26 protein-coding genes and 1 riboswitch are annotated in these 18572 nt (G+C 68.3%); of the genes, 14 read left to right on the top strand and 12 right to left on the bottom strand.

The features are described 5' to 3' along the window. The first annotated feature begins 24 nt into the window (after positions 1-24). From GGQ89_RS12575 to gmk, 5 genes are all read left to right on the top strand, one after another. Positions 25-402, top strand: a complete 378-nt coding sequence (locus tag GGQ89_RS12575; RefSeq protein WP_056433307.1) for a YraN family protein — start codon at positions 25-27, stop codon at positions 400-402. Positions 403-459: 57 nt separating this feature from the next. After that, positions 460-1422 carry a glutathione synthase gene (gene gshB / locus GGQ89_RS12570; protein ID WP_184106033.1) on the top strand — a complete coding sequence of 321 codons (963 nt, stop codon included), beginning with the start codon at positions 460-462 and terminating at the stop codon, positions 1420-1422. 200 nt (positions 1423-1622) lie between these two features. Further along, positions 1623-1832, top strand: a complete 210-nt coding sequence (locus tag GGQ89_RS12565; protein WP_076717187.1) for a hypothetical protein — start codon at positions 1623-1625, stop codon at positions 1830-1832. Next, positions 1829-2038, top strand: a complete 210-nt coding sequence (locus tag GGQ89_RS12560; protein ID WP_056433316.1) for a hypothetical protein — start codon at positions 1829-1831, stop codon at positions 2036-2038. Before GGQ89_RS12565 ends, GGQ89_RS12560 begins: the two co-directional genes overlap by 4 nt. Before the next feature lie 81 nt (positions 2039-2119). Continuing rightward, positions 2120-2779: a guanylate kinase gene (gene gmk, locus GGQ89_RS12555; RefSeq protein ID WP_172839685.1), complete on the top strand. Its 660-nt coding sequence runs from the start codon at positions 2120-2122 to the stop codon at positions 2777-2779. A gap of 151 nt (positions 2780-2930) precedes the next feature. Here the strand turns inward: gmk and GGQ89_RS12550 are convergent, their stop codons facing one another. The 3 genes from GGQ89_RS12550 to GGQ89_RS12540 are packed head-to-tail and all read right to left on the bottom strand — an operon-like array spanning position 2931 to position 4488. Then, a complete protein-coding gene (locus GGQ89_RS12550; RefSeq protein ID WP_184106032.1) occupies positions 2931-3614 on the bottom strand; it encodes an ATP12 family chaperone protein in 684 nt (227 codons plus the stop codon). After that, the gene (locus GGQ89_RS12545) at positions 3611-3826 is read right to left on the bottom strand and encodes a hypothetical protein (protein ID WP_184106031.1); all 216 of its coding nucleotides are present in this window, start codon (positions 3824-3826) and stop codon (positions 3611-3613) included. Before GGQ89_RS12545 ends, GGQ89_RS12550 begins: the two co-directional genes overlap by 4 nt. Beyond that, positions 3823-4488 carry an HAD-IA family hydrolase gene (locus GGQ89_RS12540; RefSeq protein WP_184106030.1) on the bottom strand — a complete coding sequence of 222 codons (666 nt, stop codon included), beginning with the start codon at positions 4486-4488 and terminating at the stop codon, positions 3823-3825. The genes GGQ89_RS12545 and GGQ89_RS12540 overlap by 4 nt, the downstream gene beginning before the upstream one ends. Positions 4489-4654: 166 nt before the next feature. On the opposite strand from GGQ89_RS12540, the gene GGQ89_RS12535 reads away from it, so the two are divergent. The 3 genes from GGQ89_RS12535 to GGQ89_RS12525 all read left to right on the top strand — a co-directional run bounded on the left by GGQ89_RS12535 (position 4655) and on the right by GGQ89_RS12525 (position 6071). Beyond that, positions 4655-5044, top strand: coding sequence for a glycine zipper 2TM domain-containing protein (locus GGQ89_RS12535; protein ID WP_056433325.1), 390 nt, complete (start codon positions 4655-4657; stop codon positions 5042-5044). A gap of 125 nt (positions 5045-5169) precedes the next feature. Continuing rightward, positions 5170-5505 carry a PadR family transcriptional regulator gene (locus GGQ89_RS12530; protein WP_056433328.1) on the top strand — a complete coding sequence of 112 codons (336 nt, stop codon included), beginning with the start codon at positions 5170-5172 and terminating at the stop codon, positions 5503-5505. Continuing rightward, a complete protein-coding gene (locus GGQ89_RS12525; RefSeq protein ID WP_184106029.1) occupies positions 5502-6071 on the top strand; it encodes an HAAS signaling domain-containing protein in 570 nt (189 codons plus the stop codon). Before GGQ89_RS12530 ends, GGQ89_RS12525 begins: the two co-directional genes overlap by 4 nt. 32 nt (positions 6072-6103) lie before the next feature. Here the strand turns inward: GGQ89_RS12525 and GGQ89_RS12520 are convergent, their stop codons facing one another. Genes GGQ89_RS12520 through GGQ89_RS12510 form a run of 3 tightly spaced genes read right to left on the bottom strand, consistent with a single transcriptional unit; the run spans position 6104 to position 8361 of the window. Further along, the gene (locus tag GGQ89_RS12520) at positions 6104-7198 is read right to left on the bottom strand and encodes an RluA family pseudouridine synthase (RefSeq protein WP_184106028.1); all 1095 of its coding nucleotides are present in this window, start codon (positions 7196-7198) and stop codon (positions 6104-6106) included. Next, positions 7195-7569 carry a fluoride efflux transporter CrcB gene (gene crcB / locus GGQ89_RS12515; protein ID WP_076717196.1) on the bottom strand — a complete coding sequence of 125 codons (375 nt, stop codon included), beginning with the start codon at positions 7567-7569 and terminating at the stop codon, positions 7195-7197. Before crcB ends, GGQ89_RS12520 begins: the two co-directional genes overlap by 4 nt. A gap of 60 nt (positions 7570-7629) precedes the next feature. Next, positions 7630-8361 carry a hypothetical protein gene (locus tag GGQ89_RS12510; RefSeq protein WP_184106027.1) on the bottom strand — a complete coding sequence of 244 codons (732 nt, stop codon included), beginning with the start codon at positions 8359-8361 and terminating at the stop codon, positions 7630-7632. 189 nt (positions 8362-8550) lie between these two features. Here GGQ89_RS12510 and GGQ89_RS12505 point away from each other — a divergent pair, with 189 nt between their 5' ends. Next, positions 8551-8772: a hypothetical protein gene (locus GGQ89_RS12505; protein WP_056433343.1), complete on the top strand. Its 222-nt coding sequence runs from the start codon at positions 8551-8553 to the stop codon at positions 8770-8772. Between the two features lie 56 nt (positions 8773-8828). Here the strand turns inward: GGQ89_RS12505 and GGQ89_RS12500 are convergent, their stop codons facing one another. Both GGQ89_RS12500 and GGQ89_RS12495 read right to left on the bottom strand, forming a co-directional pair. Next, on the bottom strand, positions 8829-9392 hold the full coding sequence (locus GGQ89_RS12500) for a glycine zipper 2TM domain-containing protein (RefSeq protein WP_184106026.1): 564 nt from the start codon (positions 9390-9392) through the stop codon (positions 8829-8831). Between the two features lie 175 nt (positions 9393-9567). After that, a complete protein-coding gene (locus GGQ89_RS12495) occupies positions 9568-9876 on the bottom strand; it encodes a glycine zipper 2TM domain-containing protein (protein WP_042484532.1) in 309 nt (102 codons plus the stop codon). Between the two features lie 136 nt (positions 9877-10012). Between GGQ89_RS12495 and GGQ89_RS12490 the strand changes: the two genes are divergently transcribed. Then, positions 10013-10651: a trimeric intracellular cation channel family protein gene (locus GGQ89_RS12490; protein ID WP_076717207.1), complete on the top strand. Its 639-nt coding sequence runs from the start codon at positions 10013-10015 to the stop codon at positions 10649-10651. Between the two features lie 102 nt (positions 10652-10753). Here the strand turns inward: GGQ89_RS12490 and fumC are convergent, their stop codons facing one another. After that, a complete protein-coding gene (fumC, locus tag GGQ89_RS12485) occupies positions 10754-12154 on the bottom strand; it encodes a class II fumarate hydratase (protein WP_184106025.1) in 1401 nt (466 codons plus the stop codon). 101 nt (positions 12155-12255) lie between these two features. After that, positions 12256-12440: riboswitch (cobalamin riboswitch) on the top strand. A 90-nt stretch (positions 12441-12530) separates the two neighbouring features. On the opposite strand from fumC, the gene GGQ89_RS12480 reads away from it, so the two are divergent. The 4 genes from GGQ89_RS12480 to cobS are packed head-to-tail and all read left to right on the top strand — an operon-like array spanning position 12531 to position 15212. Then, positions 12531-12938: a DUF1636 domain-containing protein gene (locus tag GGQ89_RS12480; protein WP_184106024.1), complete on the top strand. Its 408-nt coding sequence runs from the start codon at positions 12531-12533 to the stop codon at positions 12936-12938. Continuing rightward, complete coding sequence (gene cobT, locus GGQ89_RS12475; protein ID WP_184106023.1) at positions 12935-13945, top strand: nicotinate-nucleotide--dimethylbenzimidazole phosphoribosyltransferase; 1011 nt, start codon at positions 12935-12937, stop codon at positions 13943-13945. The genes GGQ89_RS12480 and cobT overlap by 4 nt, the downstream gene beginning before the upstream one ends. Then, positions 13942-14499 carry a histidine phosphatase family protein gene (locus tag GGQ89_RS12470; protein ID WP_184106022.1) on the top strand — a complete coding sequence of 186 codons (558 nt, stop codon included), beginning with the start codon at positions 13942-13944 and terminating at the stop codon, positions 14497-14499. The genes cobT and GGQ89_RS12470 overlap by 4 nt, the downstream gene beginning before the upstream one ends. Continuing rightward, positions 14496-15212: an adenosylcobinamide-GDP ribazoletransferase gene (gene cobS, locus GGQ89_RS12465; protein WP_184106021.1), complete on the top strand. Its 717-nt coding sequence runs from the start codon at positions 14496-14498 to the stop codon at positions 15210-15212. The genes GGQ89_RS12470 and cobS overlap by 4 nt, the downstream gene beginning before the upstream one ends. Here the strand turns inward: cobS and GGQ89_RS12460 are convergent. Genes GGQ89_RS12460 through GGQ89_RS12450 form a run of 3 tightly spaced genes read right to left on the bottom strand, consistent with a single transcriptional unit; the run spans position 15197 to position 18559 of the window. Further along, positions 15197-16651: a cobyric acid synthase gene (locus tag GGQ89_RS12460; protein ID WP_184106020.1), complete on the bottom strand. Its 1455-nt coding sequence runs from the start codon at positions 16649-16651 to the stop codon at positions 15197-15199. The two genes, cobS and GGQ89_RS12460, sit on opposite strands and share 16 nt — an antisense overlap. Next, positions 16639-17577, bottom strand: coding sequence for an adenosylcobinamide-phosphate synthase CbiB (gene cbiB, locus GGQ89_RS12455; protein WP_184106019.1), 939 nt, complete (start codon positions 17575-17577; stop codon positions 16639-16641). Before cbiB ends, GGQ89_RS12460 begins: the two co-directional genes overlap by 13 nt. Next, positions 17570-18559, bottom strand: coding sequence for an aminotransferase class I/II-fold pyridoxal phosphate-dependent enzyme (locus GGQ89_RS12450; RefSeq protein WP_240456634.1), 990 nt, complete (start codon positions 18557-18559; stop codon positions 17570-17572). Before GGQ89_RS12450 ends, cbiB begins: the two co-directional genes overlap by 8 nt. Between the last annotated feature and the right edge of the window lie 13 nt (positions 18560-18572).

Here is an 18572-nt window from a genome sequence, read left to right as displayed (position 1 = left end):
GCTATCCTTGGATAGCATGGGTCCATGCCCCTGCCCTCCGCCCGCCCCCGCCGTGATCGTCGTGCCGCCGAGGAAGCAGGCCGTCGCGGTGAACGCCTAGCGGCCTGGTGGCTTCGGCTGAAGGGCTGGACCATCCTCGACCGCCGCGTCCGCACGCCTGCTGGCGAGGTCGATCTGGTCGCGCGGCGCGGGTCGCTGGTGGCCTTTGTCGAGGTGAAGACGCGCAAGACCGCCGCCGAACTGGATTTCGCGATCGACGCGCGGCGGCTGGCGCGGGTGGCCGCCGCCGCCGAGGTGCTGATGGCGACCTATGCCGGGCCGGGCGATGACATCCGGGTCGACGTCATCCTGCTCGCGCCGGGTAGCCGTCCGCGTCACATCGAAAATGCATGGTGTGGGTGACAGGCGCGCGGGCAGCGATTACCTCCCGTCCGCAACACCCCAAGGAAGGAAGCCCCCATGTCCCAGCCGCTGACCGTCGCCGTCCAGATGGACCCGATGGACCAGATCAATGTCGCGGGGGACTCGACCTTCGCGCTGATGCTGTCGGCCCAGGCCCGCGGACATCAGCTGTTCCACTATGACGCGGGTGACCTCAACTGGTCGGACGGGCACCTCTGGACGAAGGCGCATCCCGTCACCGTGCAGCGCGTCGCGGGCGACCATTACCGCTTCGGCGAGCCGGTCAAACTCGATCTGGGCGACGAAGCCGATGTCGTGCTGATGCGCCAGGACCCGCCCTTCGACCTGGGCTATATCACCGCCACGCACCTGCTGGAGCGGGTCGCCGAGAAGACGCTGGTCGTGAACAATCCGCGCAGCGTGCGCAACGCACCGGAAAAGGTCTTCGTCCTCGATTATCCGCAATTCATGCCGCCGACGCTCGTCACCCGTTCGCTGGACGAGGCGCGGGCATTCCTGGCGCAGCATGGCGAGATCGTGATCAAGCCGCTGCACGGCAATGGCGGCAAGGCAATCTTCAAGGTCGGGCGCGACGGCGCGAACCTGTCGGCGCTGATCGAGGTGTTCAACACCGCGTACCGCGAACCGCATATGGTGCAGGCCTTCCTTCCGGCCGTGGCCAAGGGCGACAAGCGCATCGTCCTGATCGACGGCGAGGTCGCGGGCGCGATCAACCGCCTGCCGGGCGAGGGCGAAATCCGTTCCAACCTGGCGGTCGGCGGTTCGGCGCAGAAGACCGAATTGACGGAGCGCGAGCGCGAAATCTGCGCGGTGCTCGGGCCGGAACTGAAGCGGCGTGGGCTGCTGTTCGTCGGCATCGACGTGATCGGCGGCGAGTGGCTGACCGAGATCAACGTCACCTCGCCGACGGGCATCGTCGCGATCGAGGCGTTCGACGGGACGGATGTCGCGGGCCTGATCTGGGACGCGATCGAAGCGAAGGTCGCGGCTAAGGGCTGAACTTCATCCTCCCCGGCACGGGGAGGTAGCAGGCCGCAGGACTGACGGAGGGGGCGTGCCGCAAGGGACATACCATGCGGCGATCCCCCTCCACCATGCTGCGCATGGTCCCCCTCCCCGTGCCGGGGAGGATTTGCCCCCCAAGGAACCCATCCCCCCTCCCATGCTTTGTTCGCCTTGAGCAACGAAGGGCATAGGTAATGGGTGCAACGACCATCGGCGCCATGGTGGGCGCCGCCATCGACGGCATGTCGGGTGACGACGGCGTCGCGGACGGCGCGGTCATCGGTGCGGTCACCGCCAATGTCCTGAAAGTCGTGCTGCCGCTCGCCATCACCTATGCGGTGGGCTGGGCGGTGCTGCGCGGCGTGGGTGAGATCAAGGACCGGGTTTTCGGAGAAGCAGCATGATCGGACGTATTATCGGCGCGCTCGTCGGGCGTGAAATTGGTCGCCGCGAAGGCAATGACGGCTTCAAGGGCGCGGCTCTGGGCGCGCTGGCCGTCGGCGGCATGCGCCGTCTGGGGCCGCTCGGCCTGCTGCTCGGCGGCGGCTATGCGGCCAAGAAAGCCTATGACCGTCGCAAGGCGGGCAAGGCCGTGGGCAACCGCTACTGAGCGACGCTCGAAAGCCATAGCGATACCGCAGCGCGTCAAGCATCTCTTGACGCGCTGCAACCGCGTGCGTCAAAGGCGGATATGCCCAACTCGCCCGCCCATCTCGACGATCCCCACAAGCTGAAGCGCCGCGGCATGTTGTTCGTGCTGTCTTCGCCCTCGGGCGCGGGCAAGTCGACGATCGCACGCAAGCTGCTCGCCGATGACGACGGCCTGCAGATGTCCGTGTCGGCGACGACGCGCGGCATCCGGCCGGGCGAAGAGGACGGCCGAGATTATCACTTCGTCGATCTCGAGGAATTTCGCCGCATGGTGGCGAATGACGAGTTCCTCGAATGGGCGCATGTCTTCGACAACCGTTACGGCACACCGCGCGCGCAGGTCGAGGCGATGCTGGCGGCCGGCAAGGACGTGCTGTTCGACATCGACTGGCAGGGCGCGCAGCAGCTGTTCCAGATCGCGGGCGGCGACGTGGTCCGTGTGTTCATCTTCCCCCCCTCGATGGAGGAACTCCGCCAGCGACTCGAGCGCCGCGCGACCGATTCGGTCGAGGTGATCGACGCCCGTATGGCCCGCGCGACCAATGAGGTCAGCCACTGGGACGGCTATGACTATGTCCTGGTCAATGACGATGTGGAGCAGTGTTTCCAGGGGGTGAAGACCATCCTCCAGGCCGAACGACTGAAGCGCTCGCGCCAGACGGGGTTGATCGGGTTCATCCGGAAGCTGACAACGAAGTAAGCGCGGGGCGGGTCCGGGGCGTGCACTTCGACTTCGCTCAGTGCGAACGGATGGTGGGGCAAGCGGCAACCGACACTGGGGACCCTGTGCACATCCCCCCTCCGTTCAGGCTGAGCGCAGTCGAAGCCCACGCCCCGCCGTCGAAACACACTTACCCCAGCGCCTTCAAGAACCGCACCGCCGCGTCGAACTCGCGCCGCTTGGCCTCGCGCGCCTCGACGGCGAGGTAATCCTCGCCCCATTGCTCCGCCTGGAAATCCTCGTCGACATGTGCGGCGGTCCAGATCGTGTCGGCATCCGCCGCATCCTCCAGCAACGCCAGCGCCAGCACCAACGAGCCTGTGATCGTCACCACCGGCGACAGCGCGGCCAGACGGAACGGATCGAGCGCCGCCACCGCGTGCGCCAGTCGTTCGACGGTCGCGGATGGCTGGGGCCGGTGCATGATCCCCGTCACCAGCGTAAAATGCACGTCGTAGCGGTCGCGCGCCCAGTCGAGCAGCGGGTTCCACACCGCATCCTGCCGCGCCACCAGTTCGGGCGGCGAGTCGGCGCGGTAACAAAGCAGGTCGCTCTCGGCATAGCGCGCCAGCCCTTCGGCAAAGGGCGCCGGATCCGCGCCGATCCGATCGATCGCCGCATTGGCGAGGCCCGTCAGCGGCATGGCGCGCGGATCGACTATTTCTTCGACACCGCGCCACTCGCCCGCAACCGCCTCGGCCAGTGCAGGCGTCGGCAATGCCAGCGGCACCCGTCCCGGTGTCCGCACCGGCCGGTCATCGAGCCGCACCACCCGATCGCCATCGACCGAGACGTTGTTCCAGAATCGCTTCATTCGCCTCCGCTCCGCCAGCGATGCGCCAGACCGGCAGGCACGATCGCAATCATCGCCAGCGCCGACAGGATGATGGCGACACCCAGCGCCTTGTGCGGCCACACCACCCCGCGCGAGGCGAGCACCACGCCGAACAGCGCGCCCGCCACGCCGATCAGGCGCACCCCCATGATGATGAACCAGTGCCGCCGCGCGCGCGTGTCGCCGCTCATGGCCGCACCAGCAGGGCGGGCAGATCCGCGACCTCTTGCGCCACGACCTCGGCGCCTGCGTTCACCAACTCTTTCACGTCATGATATCCCCAGGCGACGCCGACCGCGAAGGCGCCCGCCGCCTTGCCCATCGCCATGTCGAAGCTCGTATCGCCGATCATCGCGACATCCTGTGCCGCCACGCCGGTCTCGGCCATGGCGGCGAGCACCATCGACGGGTCGGGCTTGGACGGATGCCGGTCGGCGGTTTGCAGCGTGACGAAATGATGGGCCAGGCCATGTTCGGCCAATACCCGCTTCAGCCCGCGATCCGACTTGCCCGTCGCCACGCCCATCAGCCAGCCCTCCCCCGCCAGATGGTCGAGCAGCGCCGGGATGCCGTCGAACAGCGGCTCCAGCTCCATGGCGCCCGCCGTACGCAGGCGGAAAAAAGCGTCCTTATAGTCGCTGGCCAACTGGTGGTGCATCGTGTCGGCTTGGTCGGGGGCGAGCACGCGCATCGCCTCGACCAGGCTCAACCCGACGATCCGGCGAATCGCAGCCGCGGGCGGCGGCGTGAGGTCCGCCATGGTGAACGCCTCGACGGCGGCGAGACAGATATTGGCCTGGCTATCGACCAGGGTGCCGTCACAATCGAACAGGGCAAGGCGCGGGCGCGTCATCGCTCCCTCCTATCGGCAAGCCCGGCGCGGGGGAAGCATGACGTTTCGGATGAACAACAGCTAACAACCGCATTCAGCATCGGAACATGGCGAATCACCCATAAGGGCTTCAACGACGACGGGAATCACCCCGCCGCCGCCGGTTTGAAGATCAAGGGAGATCGTGATGTTCAAGAAGCTTTCGCTCGCTGCCGCCGCCCTTGCCGTCGGCGCCACGGCCATGGTTCCGACCGCCGCTTCGGCACAGCGTTACTACGACCGTTATGACCGCGCCTATGGCGACGCCTATTCGGACGGTTACAATCGCGGCCCGCGCTATGATCGCGGCTATTACGACCGTGGCGGGTACAATCGCGGCTATTACAATCGTGGCCCGCAGCGCTGCAACAACGGCACCACGGGCACCATCGTCGGCGCGATCGCCGGTGGCCTGCTGGGCCGCACGATCGACACGCGGGGCGACCGTACGCTCGGCACGATCCTGGGTGGTGGCGCCGGTGCGCTGGCCGGTAACGCGATCGAAAAGTCGAACAACCCCGGCTATTGCCGCCGCTAACGAGACGGGGGCGAAAGCCCCCTCCCCCTGGCATCAAAGGCCCCGTCGACCCCGGTCGGCGGGGCCTTTCCATTTATCCGTCAAAGCACCTTGCATAGCAAGGTATTCTGCATTATCCTTCCCGTATGGATATCGGAAGCTGGCAATCGCAGTTGCGCAAGGGGGCGGCAGAGCTGGTGCTGCTGTCGGTTCTGACTCGCGGCGAAGCCTATGGCCTGGAAATCCTTGGCCGCATCCGGGCGGGGGGCGATTTGGTCAGCGAGGGCAGTCTGTATCCGCTTCTCGCCCGGCTGGAGAAAGCGGGCCGCATCGCCGGCCGTTGGGAATTGCCAGCCGAGGGTGGGAACCCGCGCAAATATTACAGCCTCACCCCGGAGGGCGCGGCGCTGGCCGAAGCGATGCGCGCGGCCTGGGTCGATTTCCGAACCACCATCACCACCCTAGTCGAGGATCAGCCATGACCGAGCCTGCCCGCCTCATCGCCGATTATGTCCGCCGTCTGCGCTGGTCGTTGCAGGTGATCCCGGCCGAGGATCGCGACAGCCTCGTCCGCGAAATAGAAAGCCATCTGACCGACAGCCTGGCGGCGGGACACGATTCGCTCGAAGCCGCGATCGCGGCGATGGGACCGCCTCATGCGATGGCCGCGCGCTATATTCAGGAGTTTCGGCTGGCCGGGGCGCTGGGTGACGATCGCCCTGCCCCGCTGATCCACGCGCTGTTGATACGGTCGGGACGCAGCGTGGCGGCGTTCGGCGGGGTGCTGGCCGCCATGCTGCTCTATCTGTTCGCGCTGTGCTTCGCGGCGGTCGCGATCGTGAAGCCGCTCTTTCCCAGCCATGTCGGGCTTTGGTCACTGCCGCGAGGATCGGCCTTCGGCATTCTCACCGATCCCCCCGCTGCGCCGGAAATGATGGGGGTGTGGATTCTGCCGCTCGCTCTCGCCGGGGCGCTCGCCTGCTACGCACTGGCGACGCTGGTCCTGCGCGGCACGGGGCGGCATGTGTTGCGGATGACTAACCCATAATTTCCTCCCCTTGAAGGGGAGGAAAAGACGGATCAGCGCGCCCCTCGTCCCCGCCGTTCGCCGCGGCGTTCCTTGCGATACTGTTTGGCATGGGCCTTGGCGCGCTGCTTCAGGACTTCCTTGGGCGGCGGGCCACGATCCTCGTCCTGGGGCAGGACATCGCCGCGAATCTCGTCGAAGCCCAGCTGGTTCATCGATTCAGCGAAGTGGCTGGGCAGTTCTGCGGTCTGGTCGATGCGACCGCCATCGGGATGGTCCACGCGGATGCGCCGGGCGTGGAGATGCATCTTGCGGCTGATCCCGCCGGTCAGGAACGCCGCCGCGCCGCCATATTTACCGTCGCCGACAATGGGATGCCCAATCGCCGCCATGTGCACGCGCAGCTGATGGGTGCGGCCCGTAAAGGGCTGCAACTCGACCCAGCAGCAGCTGTTGCCCGCCCGTTCGATCACCCGGTAGCGCGAGCGCGCCGACTGGCCGTTTTCCTCGTCGACATGCATCTTCTCGCCGCCGGTGCCGGGCTGCTTGGCGATGGGCAGCTCGATCGTGCCGTCGTCGATCGAGGGAACGCCGACGACCAGCGCCCAGTAGATCTTCTTGGCGGTGCGCCCCGAAAAGGCCTTGGCGAAAAACGCCGCCGCGCGGGCATTGCGCGCGACCAGCAGCGCGCCCGACGTATCCTTGTCCAACCGGTGGACCAGCTTGGGCCGCCCCTCCGCCTCGAACTGCAATGCGTCGAGCAGGCCGTCCACATGGGTCGTCGTCTTGGTCCCGCCCTGCGTCGCCAGACCCGGCGGCTTGTTGAGGACCAGCGCGTCGCGATCCTTGTGGATCACCATCTCGCGCGCGAACGACTCCTCATCCTCAGACAGGATATGGCGCGGGCGCATCGTCGGCTTGCTGCTCTCGGCCAGCGCGGGCTCGGCGGGGGGCACCCGCAGCACCTGGCCCGCCGCGATCCGGTCGCCCGGCGTCGCGCGCAGCCCGTCGACGCGCAACTGGCCGGTGCGCGCCCATTTGGCGACGGTGGTGAAGCTGGTGTCGGGCATATGCCGCTTAAACCAGCGGTCCAGCCGGATGCCGTCATCGTCATAGCCGACCGTGAATTGGCGGACAGAGTCCGTCATGCGAAAATCCTTGTTATCGAAAGTCCGGCCCAAAGCGCGGCCAGCGAACCCAGCAACGACAAGGCGACATAACCAAGCGCGACCGTGATCTGGCCGCGTTCGATCAGGGTGATGGTATCGAGCGAGAAGGAGGAGAAGGTGGTGAAGCCCCCCAAAATCCCGACGCCGATGAACAGCCGCCACCCCTCCGTGCCGCCGGTCCGGGCGAGGACGCCGGCCAGCAATCCCATCAGCAGACCACCGACCCAGTTGACGGTCAGCGTGCCATAGGGAAAGTCCGGGCCGAACGCATCGAGCATCTGGCGGCCGGTCCAATACCGTGCCCCCGAACCCAATGCGCCGCCCAGCATCACGAGAAAAAGCGGTGACATGATCGCCGTCCCTTAGCGCAACCCCGTCACCCGCGCAAAGGACAAGCGTAAGGGTGCGGTTCAGCCGCCTCGGACGACCAGATCGACATCGGTGCCGCCGTCTGGGCTGGTCGTCGCATAGACCATATAGGCCGCCGCCCCTCGCGTGCCACCCAGGACATGCTGCGCGCCGTCCAGCTTGTGTTCGGCGCTATAGCCCGCTCCGCTGGCGCGGGTGTAGTAATAATCGATGACCTTGGCGGCGGGGGCTGCGGTGCGCAGGCTGACGATACGGAAGGCGCAGCCATTCGCGTCATTGCCCGCCGCCTCCGCGACGCGCGACCCCGGATAGGGGGCGAAGGCCTGCGGCATCCGGTTCGCCCATGTCGCCGAATAGCGCAGGCCCGTCAGGCAGGCCGCATTGCCCGCCTGCTGCCCCGCCTTGGCCGCCAGCGTGAAGGCCCCGGCCGCGGCACGGCATTCGGGGCAGTCACGTGCGGCGACCGGTGCGGACTTGAGCGTACGGGCATCGACCGGATCGGCGGGCGGCGGCATCGCGGGCAGCTGATCGCTGGCGGGCCGGTTGGGCGGGCGCACAGCGTTGGCGTTCGCGCTTTGGGTGAGGCCGGGGTCGACCATGATCTGCCCGGCCAGCGCCTCGCGCAGCTGCGGGTCGCGCGTCGGGCTGCCGTCGTTCATCGACGCCAGTTCATTGTCGAGCGCGTTCAGCTGCGCATCGTCATCGGACCGGCCGCCGCATGCCCCCAGCAACAGGCAGCCCAGCGGGATCAGGAAATAGTGCGACTTCGCCATCATGAGGGAGCGTCTAGCACGGGGAAGCGATGCGATCCTTAACGGTTCTTGCATTGGCCATGCCCAAGTGCGGGATTACAGGACGGCCCTTAGTGTTCCTCCCCTGCAAGGGAAGGAACAGGATGAATGTCGATCGAGGCCGTACCCTCGCGCTTGTAGAGAGGGCCAGCCCACGCCATCTTGGACGCTATGCTGAACCTGTTCTCGATCGTCATCGGCCTGGTCGCGCTTCTGCTCGGGATCGTGCCCTTCCTGCCCTTTTTCGCCTGGGGTTACTGGTTCGTGATCCCCATCGCGATCGTCGGCGCGGCCGTGGGGGCGCTGTCATCGCGCAATACGGGGCGCAATCTGAACCTGATCCTCATCCTGATCTTCGGTCTTCGCCTGATGCTGGGCGGCGGCTTCATCTGAACGACGAACGGCCCGGCAGGTCTCCCCGCCGGGCCGTCCTTTACGCCGTCCGCCGATTAGCGGCAGCGAACCTGGCCGCGGTCGATCTGCTGGCCGAGCAGCGCGCCGCCGCCAGCCCCGATCACCGTGCCCAGCAGGCGCGAACCGCCGCCCGCGATAACATTGCCCAGCGCGCCACCCGCCAGGCCACCGATGACCAGACCGGTCGTGCCGTCATTGCGGCGGCAGTAATAGCGACCGTTCATGCCGCGATAGATGCGGTCGTTGCGGCCGAGCGCGCGCGGCTGATAATAGCGGCCGTCGCGATAATAGCGTTCGGGATAGTAACCGCGCTGGCCCGGCTCGAAGCGGTTATAGTCGTAATTGCGCCAGCGGACGTTGCGCATGTCGCGCCGGTAATCCTTGCGGGCATCGCGGATATCCTCGCGATATTCACGGCGGGCCTCGCGGACGTCGCGCTGCGAATCGGCGCGGCGGACATCGCGGTTATAGTCGCGGCGGGCATCGCGCACGTCTTCGCGATATTCCTGACGGGCTTCCCAGCCGTTCCGCTGCGCCTCGGCAGGGATGGCGGAAAAGGCGGTGGCGGCCATCGTCGCCGTCAACAGAGCAATACGCATACTCGAACTCCCGTTGATGATGGGAGGAAGAACCCGCACTTATCCCGCTTGTTGCGTGAACCGAAAACTACTTGGCGTTCACTATCGAGACAGAATCATCTGTTTGATTTTCCAAACAAAAAAGGGCGCCACCCGAAGGTGACGCCCCTGTTTCCCCGCCATGGGGAAAGCCGGTTCAGCGGCAGCGACGGTTGCTCGTGCCGCGCTCGATCTCGCGACCGGCGAGCGCGCCGACGGCGGCACCGCCCAGCGTACCCAGCGTGCGGTCGCCGCGCGTATCGATCGTGCGGCCCAGCAGCGCACCCGCGACGCCACCGACGACCAGACCCGTCGTGCCGTCCGGCTTGCGGCAGCGGACGCGGCCACGGTCATCGCGCCATTCGCGATACTTGTAGCGGCGCTGCGCGTCGGCGGCGGTCACCGGCAGGACCAGCGTGGGGACGACCATTGCGGTGCAACCCAAGGCAAGCATCAATTTCCGCATCACAAACTTCCTTTCAAATTGATCTGACGCCGTAACGTCCCACTTCTACCGTCCGTTGCATGAACGGGAGATAACGTCACGTTCATCCTTGCGCCGCCCTTTCCCCCTGCGCATGGCCGCTCTAGGGTCACCCGCGATGCTTCCCCAACCCACCGCCATGCTGCCCGCCGTGATGCCCTGGCTTGACCTGGCGGGGCTGGCCGTGTTCGCCGTATCGGGCGCGCTGGTCGCGGCCAAGCACCGCCAGACGATGGTCACGCTGGTCTTCTTCGCGCTGATCACCGGGGTCGGCGGAGGGACACTGCGCGACTTGCTGATCGATGCGCCGGTCTTCTGGGTGCATGACGCCCGCGTGCCGCTGGTCTGCCTGATCGCGGCGGTCGCGGTCTGGGCGACACCTGCGCGCTGGTGGCGGGGCAGCGCGCTCGACTGGTTCGACGCGGTGGGGCTGGCAGCCTATGCCGTGTACGGCGCGGCCAAGGCGAGCGGCTATGGCATCACCCCCATCCCGGCGGCGATGCTGGGCGTGGTGTCGGCCTGTGTCGGCGGCATCATCCGCGACGTGATCGCGGGCGAACCGTCGATCCTGATGCGGCCGGAGCTGTACGTGACGGCGGCGGCGCTGTCCTCGACCAGCTATGTGATCCTGATGCAATTGGGAGTGCCCGGCGCCGGGCCGATCGCGGCGCTGGCCGGGTTCGTCTTGCGCGGGGCGGCGATCCGGTATCGGATCGCCTTGCCTGCCTATCCGGCCAAGGGATGGGATCGGGGGTAGGCGCTGGGGCGTGGCCTTCGACTTCGCTCAGGCTGAACGGATGTTTATATCCCGTCCCAACCGCCGTTCAGGCTGAGCGAAGTCGAAGCCCAAGGGAATCCCTCACCGCCCCAGCATCAATTCCGGCCGCACCACCCGATCGAAGGTCGCCTCGTCGACCAGGCCCAGTTCCAGCCCGGCCTCCTTCAGCGTCTGCCCCTTCTGGTGCGCGTGCTTGGCAATCTTGGCGGCATTGTCGTAACCGATCTCGGGCGCCAGTGCCGTCACCAGCATCAGCGAGCGGTCGAGCAACTCGGTGATCCGGTCGCGATTGACCGCCATCCCCTCGACCGTCCGCTCGGCGAAACTTTCCATCCCGACCGACAACAGATGGATCGAGCGCAGCACGTTCGCCCCGATCAGCGGTTTGAAGACGTTCAGCTCCAGATGCCCCTGAAGCCCGCCGACCGTGACGGCGGCATTGTTGCCGATCACCTGCGCGGCGACCATGGTCAGCATCTCGCACTGGGTCGGATTGACCTTGCCCGGCATGATCGAGCTGCCCGGCTCATTGGCGGGCAGTTCCAGCTCGCCCAGCCCCGAGCGCGGGCCGGAGCCCAGCAAACGGATGTCGTTGGCGATCTTGGTCAGCGCCACGGCCAGGACATTCAGCGTCCCATGCAGGTCGACCAGCCCGTCATTGCTGGCCAGCGCCTCGAACTTGTTGGGCGCGGTCACGAAGTCGAGACCGGTCGCCTCGGCGATCTCCGCCGCGATCGCCTCGGCAAAGCCGTTCGGCGCGTTCAGCCCGGTGCCGACCGCCGTCCCTCCCTGCGCCAGCGGCAGGATATTGCGGTGGAGCGTCCCCTCGATCCGGTCGCGGGCATTGGCGAGTTGCTGGACGTAACCGGAGAATTCCTGGCCCAGGGTCAGCGGGGTCGCGTCCTGCAAATGGGTGCGGCCGATCTTGACGATGGAATCCCATTCCTTCGCCTTGGTCTCCAGCGCGGCGTGGAGCCGGTCGAGCGCGGGAAAAAGCTGCTTCGTCACGGCAATCGCGGCGGCGACGTGGAGTGCGGTCGGGAAAGTGTCGTTGGACGACTGGCCGCGATTCACATCGTCATTGGGGTGGACCGGCGACTTGCCGCCGCGCTTGGCCGTCAGCATCTCGTTGGCGCGGCCCGCAATCACCTCGTTCGCGTTCATGTTGGACTGGGTGCCGGAGCCGGTCTGCCAGATGACGAGCGGGAACTGGTCGTCATGCCGCCCGTCGATCACTTCCTGCGCCGCCGCCTCGATCGCATCGGCCTTGTCCGCCGCCAGGCCATGGCCGCGATTGATCCGCGCCGCCGCCTTCTTCACGATGGCGAGGGCATGGACGATGCCGATCGGCATCTGCTCGCGCGCGCCGAAGGGGAAATTCTCCAGGCTGCGCTCGGTCTGCGCGCCCCAATAGGCGCTGGCGGGAACTTCGATCGGGCCGATCGAGTCGGTTTCGGTGCGGGTGGTGGCGTTCTGGGTCATGCGACAGGGACTCACCGATGGGGTCAGGGGTTCCACCCATATAGTCACCGCGACGCCGACGGACGAGGGCACAGTGCTTGCCACCCGGCCCCTGCCCGCCTATCGCCGCCCTCGCGACAGGTTCCTCGAAAGAGGATGAAAAGGGAATGGGGTGCGACACCCCGGCTGCCCCTGCAACTGTAAGCGGCGAGCCGCCCGCCACGACGCCATTGGGGTGATCCCCGAGAAGGCGGCGGACCGGCCCCGACCCGCGAGCCAGGAGACCTGCCCGTCGTGGTCGTCCTTCGGCTGGTCAGGGTGTACCGGACGGAACGGGGCTTTCCCCTCGCGCGGCGACAGCGCCTTTGGAGACTTGCCCGATGTACGAGCCTTTTTCATGCTGAAGCCCGCCGCGAACGGCCCCGCCGTGGTCGCCTGCAACACCTGCCGCCTGTCCGACGAGGCGCGCGAAAACGACCAGGGCCAACGCGGCGGCGCGCTGCTGGTCGAGGCGTTGCGCCGGGTGCAGGCGTCCGACCCCGCCTATACGCATGTCGCGGTCGAGGAGATGCCCTGTCTCTTCGCCTGCCAATCCTTCTGCACCGTCCATCTGCGCTGCCCCGGCAAGGTCGGATACGTCATGGGCAATTTCGCCCCCGATGACGACGCCGCGCGCGCCATATTGGACTATGCCCGCGTCTATGCCGACAGCGACTGGGGCCAGGTGCCCTACAAGCAATGGCCGCAAGGGGTGAAAGGCCATTTCCTCACCCGCACGCCCCCCGAAGGATATGTCGTCGAATGACCGCTTTCCCCGATATCGCCGCGTTCGAGACGGCACTCGCCACCCTGCCCCGGCCCGATGACCAGGCCCGCGCCGCCGCCACCGCGCGACAAGGCCAGTTGACCAAGCCGCCGGGTTCGCTGGGCCGCCTGGAGGACATCGCGATCTTCCTCGCCGGATGGCAGGGCGTCGAGCGGCCCCGGATCGAGCGCGGCCGCGTGGTCATCTTCGCGGGCAATCACGGCGTCACCGCGCGCGGGGTCAGCGCTTTTCCGGCCGAGGTGACGGAGCTGATGGTCGCCAATTTCGCCGCCGGAGGGGCCGCGATCAATGCGCTGGCAGCGGCGGCAGGGCTGGAACTGGCCGTGGTGCCGCTCGACCTCGACCGACCGACCGCCGACTTCACGACCGCTCCCGCGATGACCGAGGAAGAGTGCCTGAGCGCGCTGTCCAGCGGGGCCGAGGCGGTGGGCGAGGCCGACCTTCTCGTGCTGGGCGAAATGGGAATCGGCAACAGCACCGCCGCCGCCGCGCTTGCCGCCGCCAGCTTCGGGGGCGGCCCGGCCCTGTGGGTCGGGCCGGGCACGGGGGTCGATGCGCAGGGCGTTCAGCGCAAGGCGGCGGTAGTGGCCGAGGGCCTCGCACTGCACCGCGAGCATCTGACCAGCGCCTTCGAAATCCTGCGCCGCCTGGGCGGGCGCGAGATCGCGGCGATGGCGGGCGCGGTGCTGGCCGCGCGGCACAAGCGGATTCCGGTCGTGCTCGACGGCTTTATCGGCACCGCCGCCATCGCGCCGCTGGCCCATGCCAATCCGGCGATCAGCGCACATTGCCTGTCGGGCCATTGTTCGGCCGAGCCGGGCCATGTCCTGCTGCTCGCCCGGCTGGGGCTGGAGCCGATCCTGTCGCTGGGCATGCGGCTGGGCGAGGCGAGCGGCGCGGCGGTCGCGGTGCAGGTCATCCGTTCCGCGATCGCGGCGCATGACGGCATGGCGACCTTTGCCGAGGCGGGCATCGCGGGCGCGTGACCGGCTTTCGCCTGCATCTGCTCCGTCACGGCGAGCCCGAACTGACGGGGCGGATGCTGGGGCGAACCGACAGCCCGGCCACGGCCGGGGGCATCGCGGCCTGTGTCGCGCGGGCGGATGGGCTGGACGTCACCCGCCGCATCGCCTCCGACCTGTCGCGCGCGCGCGCCTGTGCCGAGGCGATCGGTCCGGCCGAGATCGATCCGCGTTGGCGGGAACTGGATTTCGGGGACTGGGACGGGCTGGCGGCGGGGGACATCGAGCCGGAGGCGCTGGCCCGCTTCTGGGATGACCCTGATGCCGCGCCCCCGCCGAGCGGCGAGCGCTGGTCCGATCTGGTTTCGCGCGTCCGTACGGCCATCGCCGAACTGCCGCCCGAACCGACACTGGTCGTCACCCATGGCGGCGCGATCCGCGCGGCGTTGCATGTCTTGTGCGGGTTCGACCTGCGCGCGACATGGTCGTTCGCGCTGCCCTATGCCGCGCTGGTCACGCTGGAGGTGTGGGACGGCACGCCGCGCAGCGCGCAGGTGACGGGGCTGGCGACCGCATGAAGGCACTGATCGTCGCGCTGGGCTTCCTGACCCGCCTGCCTATGCCGCGCGTCGAGGCTGACGAAGCAGATTTCGCACGGGCCATCCGGCTCTACCCGGTGGCGGGGCTGGTCATCGGAATCATCGTCGCGGGCGCAGGCTGGCTGGGTGTGCGCATCGACCCGTGGACGGGCGCGTTGGCGGCACTGGTCGCCTGGGTCTGGGCGACGGGGGCGCTGCATCTGGATGGGCTGGCCGACCTGTCCGACGGGCTGGGCGCGGCGCATGGCGATCGGTCGCGCTTGCTGGCGGTGATGGCCGATCCGCATATCGGCAGCTTCGGCGTGGTCGCGCTGGCGATGCAGTTGCTCGCCAAGCTGGTGCTGCTTCATGCCTTGCCCCCCAAGGCATGGCCGATGGTCGCGCTGATCCCGGCGGCGGCGCGGATCGGGCCGCTAGTCTGGGCGCGGCTGTTGACGCCCTTACGCCCTGGAGGGCTCGGTGCGATGGTCGCCCGCGCGGTGCGGCCGGCCGACATGATCGGCTGGATACTCGCAGCCCTTGCACTGGGCCTGTTCTATCCGCCGCTGGCGACCGCACCGCTCGTCATCCTGGCGCTGTCGCTCTGGTTTCGGCGCAAGCTGGGCGGGGTGACGGGCGACGTACATGGCGCAGGGATCGAGCTGACCGAAACCGCGCTGCTCCTCGCCGCCGTCCTTTACGTCCTGCCCTGAGCGATCCGCAGCAGCGCGTCGCAATCGACATGCGCCTCCAGCACGGCGGCGATGGCGTCGAGCGCGGCGTCGACATCGGCGCGGTGATCCGGCCCCTGCCCCGCCACGCCGATCAGCGCCAGCCACGCCGCACGCTGCCCCGCCTGCCCAAGCAGGCCATGGACATAGCTGCCCGCGACCAGCCCGTCGGCGCGGATCGCCCCCTCCGCCCGGCCATCGGCGAGATGGCCGACCGGCCGCGCCGTATCGGGGCCGCTGGTGCGCCCGAGATGGATTTCATAACCCGAGAAGGACGCGCCAAGCGCCTCGCCCGTCACCGGCCGCACGGTCTTCTCGCCGGTGAGCACGGTCTCCACGTCGAGCAGCCCCAGCCCTTCGACACGTCCCGCAGGCCCTTCGATCCCGTCGGGGTCGGCGACCGAGCGGCCCAGCATCTGATATCCGCCGCACAAGCCCAGCACCGGCCGCCCGCGCCGGACATGCGCGGCGATGTCGATGTCCCAACCTTGCTCGCGGATAAAGGCCAGGTCGGCGATGGTCGCCTTCGACCCCGCCAGCACGATCATCGCGGCGTCGGGGATCGGCTCGCCGGGGCGGACCATGACCAGATCGACCTGCGGCTCCAGGCGCAGCGGATCGAGATCGTCGAAATTGGCGATGCGCGGCGTGATCGGACAGGCGATGACCACCCGCCCCCCGGCGCCCGTACGGCTCCGCTCCAGAACGACCGCATCCTCGCTGGGCAGTCGCGCGGCGTCCGCCAGCCAGGGGATCAAGCCCAGCGAATGCCAGCCGGTATGCTCGGCGATCACGCCCATGCCATCGGCGAACAGCGCCGGATCGCCGCGAAACTTGTTGACTAGGAAACCCCGGATCATCGCGGCGTCCTCGGGCGCAATCACCGCCTTGGTGCCGACCAGGGACGCGATCACTCCGCCCCTGTCGATATCGCCCGCCAGCACCACCGGCACATTCGCCGCGCGGGCAAAGCCCATATTGGCGATGTCGCCGCTGCGCAGGTTGACCTCGGCGGGCGACCCGGCGCCCTCGACGATCACGAGATCGCACTGCGTCTCCAGGCGGCGATAGCAGTCGACCACCTCGGGAAGCAGCCCGATCCGCCCCTCGCGCCACTTCGATGCTGGCAGCATCCCCCGCACCTGTCCGCGGACGATCAGTTGCGAGGTGCGGTCGCCCTGCGGCTTCAGCAGCACCGGGTTCATGTCGACATGGGCGGGCACCCGCGCCGCCATCGCCTGGGTCGCCTGCGCCCGCCCGATCTCGCCGCCATCGGGCGTGGCGGCGGCGTTGTTGCTCATATTCTGCGGCTTGAAGGGACGAACGCGCAGCCCGCGATTGGCGAAGGCGCGGCACAGCCCCGCCACCAGCACCGACTTGCCCACGTCCGAGCCGGTGCCCTGGATCATCACGCCAGCCATGCGACACTCCCCGCGATCACCCAGAGCAGCAGGCAGGCGCGTGCATAGATTTGCAGGGCGGTCACGATGTCCTTCGGCGAAGCGGCCCGCCCTTCGCGTCCGATCCACGGCTTGATCTGGGTCACGCCGTCATAGGCGACGGGCCCGGCCAGCGCGACGCCCAGCGCCCCGGCCATCCCCGCCTCGGGCCAGCCCGCATTGGGCGAGGCATGGGCGCGCGCGTCGCGCTTCATCACCGCCCAGCCGCCCGCTCCCGCCAGGCAGACCAGCAATCCGGCGATCCGCGCCGGCACCCAGTTCGCCCCGTCGTCGATCCGCGCCGCCGCCCAGCCGAACGCCCGCCAGCGCGGTTCCTTGTGCCCGATGATGCTGTCGGCGGTGTTGATCGCCTTGTACATCCACACCCCCGGCAGCCCGAGCAGCAGCAGCCAGAAGAGCGGCGCGACGATGCCGTCGCAAAAGCTCTCCGCCAGCGTCTCGATCGCGGCGCGCGATACGCCCGCCTGGTCCAGCCGCCCGGTATCGCGTCCTACCACCCGCGCGACCAGTGCTCGGGCGGCGGGCAGGTCGCCGCGCAGCAGCGCATCGGCCACGGGCCGGACATGGACATACAGGCTCCGCTGCGCGAGGGCGGGCCAGGCCAGCACGGCGCTGGCGATCCAGCTCCAGCGGCCGAGCCACATATGCGCCGCATGGTCGAGCCCCCATGCCATCCCGCCGGTCAGGGCGATCAGGAGGATCATGGTCACGACACCCAGCCCGCGCCGAACGCCCTCGGACCGGTTGGGGGAGTTGCCCAGCCGTTCGGCCAGATTCAGGAACCGTGCAAACGCCCCCACCGGATGGCCGACGCGCGCATAAAGCCGGTCCGGCCAGCCGATCGTGGCATCGAGCGCCAGCGCCACCAGCGCCACCGGATCAGCCATGCCGCAACGCCTCATCCAATCGTTCGAGATCCGCGGCCACAGCGGGCACGCCGAAGCGCAGTCGTTCCGGCGCATCGGCGAAGGGCCGGATCAATATGCCCGCCGCCGCCAATCGCCGGAAGATGACGGCCGCCTCCGGCGTCTCGACCATGCGGAACAGCGGACAGGCCCCGCGCGCGATCAGGCCATGACGCGCCAGCACCGCATCCAACGCCGCCGCCCGTTCGACCAAAGCGATCCGGGTCGCCGCGATCCATGCGCGATCGGCATAGGCCGCGCTGCCCCAGCTGATCGCATGCGCCGACACCGGCCAGTCCCCCAGCAGGTCGCGCAGCCGCGCCAATATCTCCGGCGCGGCCATGACGAAGCCCAGCCGCACCCCGGCCAGCCCGAAGAACTTGCCGAAGGACCGCAGCACCACGACCTGATCGCCGCCGTCGAAGCCGCTTCCCGGCATCGCATCGGCAAAGGCCTCGTCCAGGATCAGCCAGCCCCCCGCCCGTGCTTGCGCCGCCGCCAGCCGGGCCAATCGCTCGGGCGAGCGATAGACGCCATCGGGATTGTTGGGATTGGCGATCAGCAGGCTGCCCGCCCGCCCCGCCCAATCGTCCAGCACGGACTGATCGACCCGCGCAGAGGCGACCGCGCCGTGGGTGCCATAGCTCGGGCGAACCGCGACGATCGGCTGCGGCACGCCCAGCAGCGGCAACAGGCGAAGCGCCATCTCGCTGCCCGGTACCGCCGCCACCCGCTCCGCCGCGACGCCGAAATGCGCCGCCGCCTGTGCTTCCAGATGGGCCAGCGCGCTGCGATCCGGCAAGGGGGCGGGATCGACCTCCAGCCCCTCGGGCGGGGTCCAGGGCACCGGGTTGATCCCTGTCGAAAGATCCAGCCATGAGCCGGGCGCGTTCGGGAACAGCGCCCTGGCCGCATCGATCCGGCCGCCATGATGGGTCAGCGCCGCCATTTGGGCTTGCGTCATCGGCCCGCTCCCG

The sequence above is a fragment of the Sphingomonas yabuuchiae genome (assembly GCF_014199595.1).
In the GTDB taxonomy this organism is placed as follows: Bacteria; Pseudomonadota; Alphaproteobacteria; order Sphingomonadales; family Sphingomonadaceae; genus Sphingomonas; species Sphingomonas yabuuchiae.
Note: the sequence above shows the minus strand (reverse complement) of the source record. Positions and strands in the feature narration are given on the sequence as shown.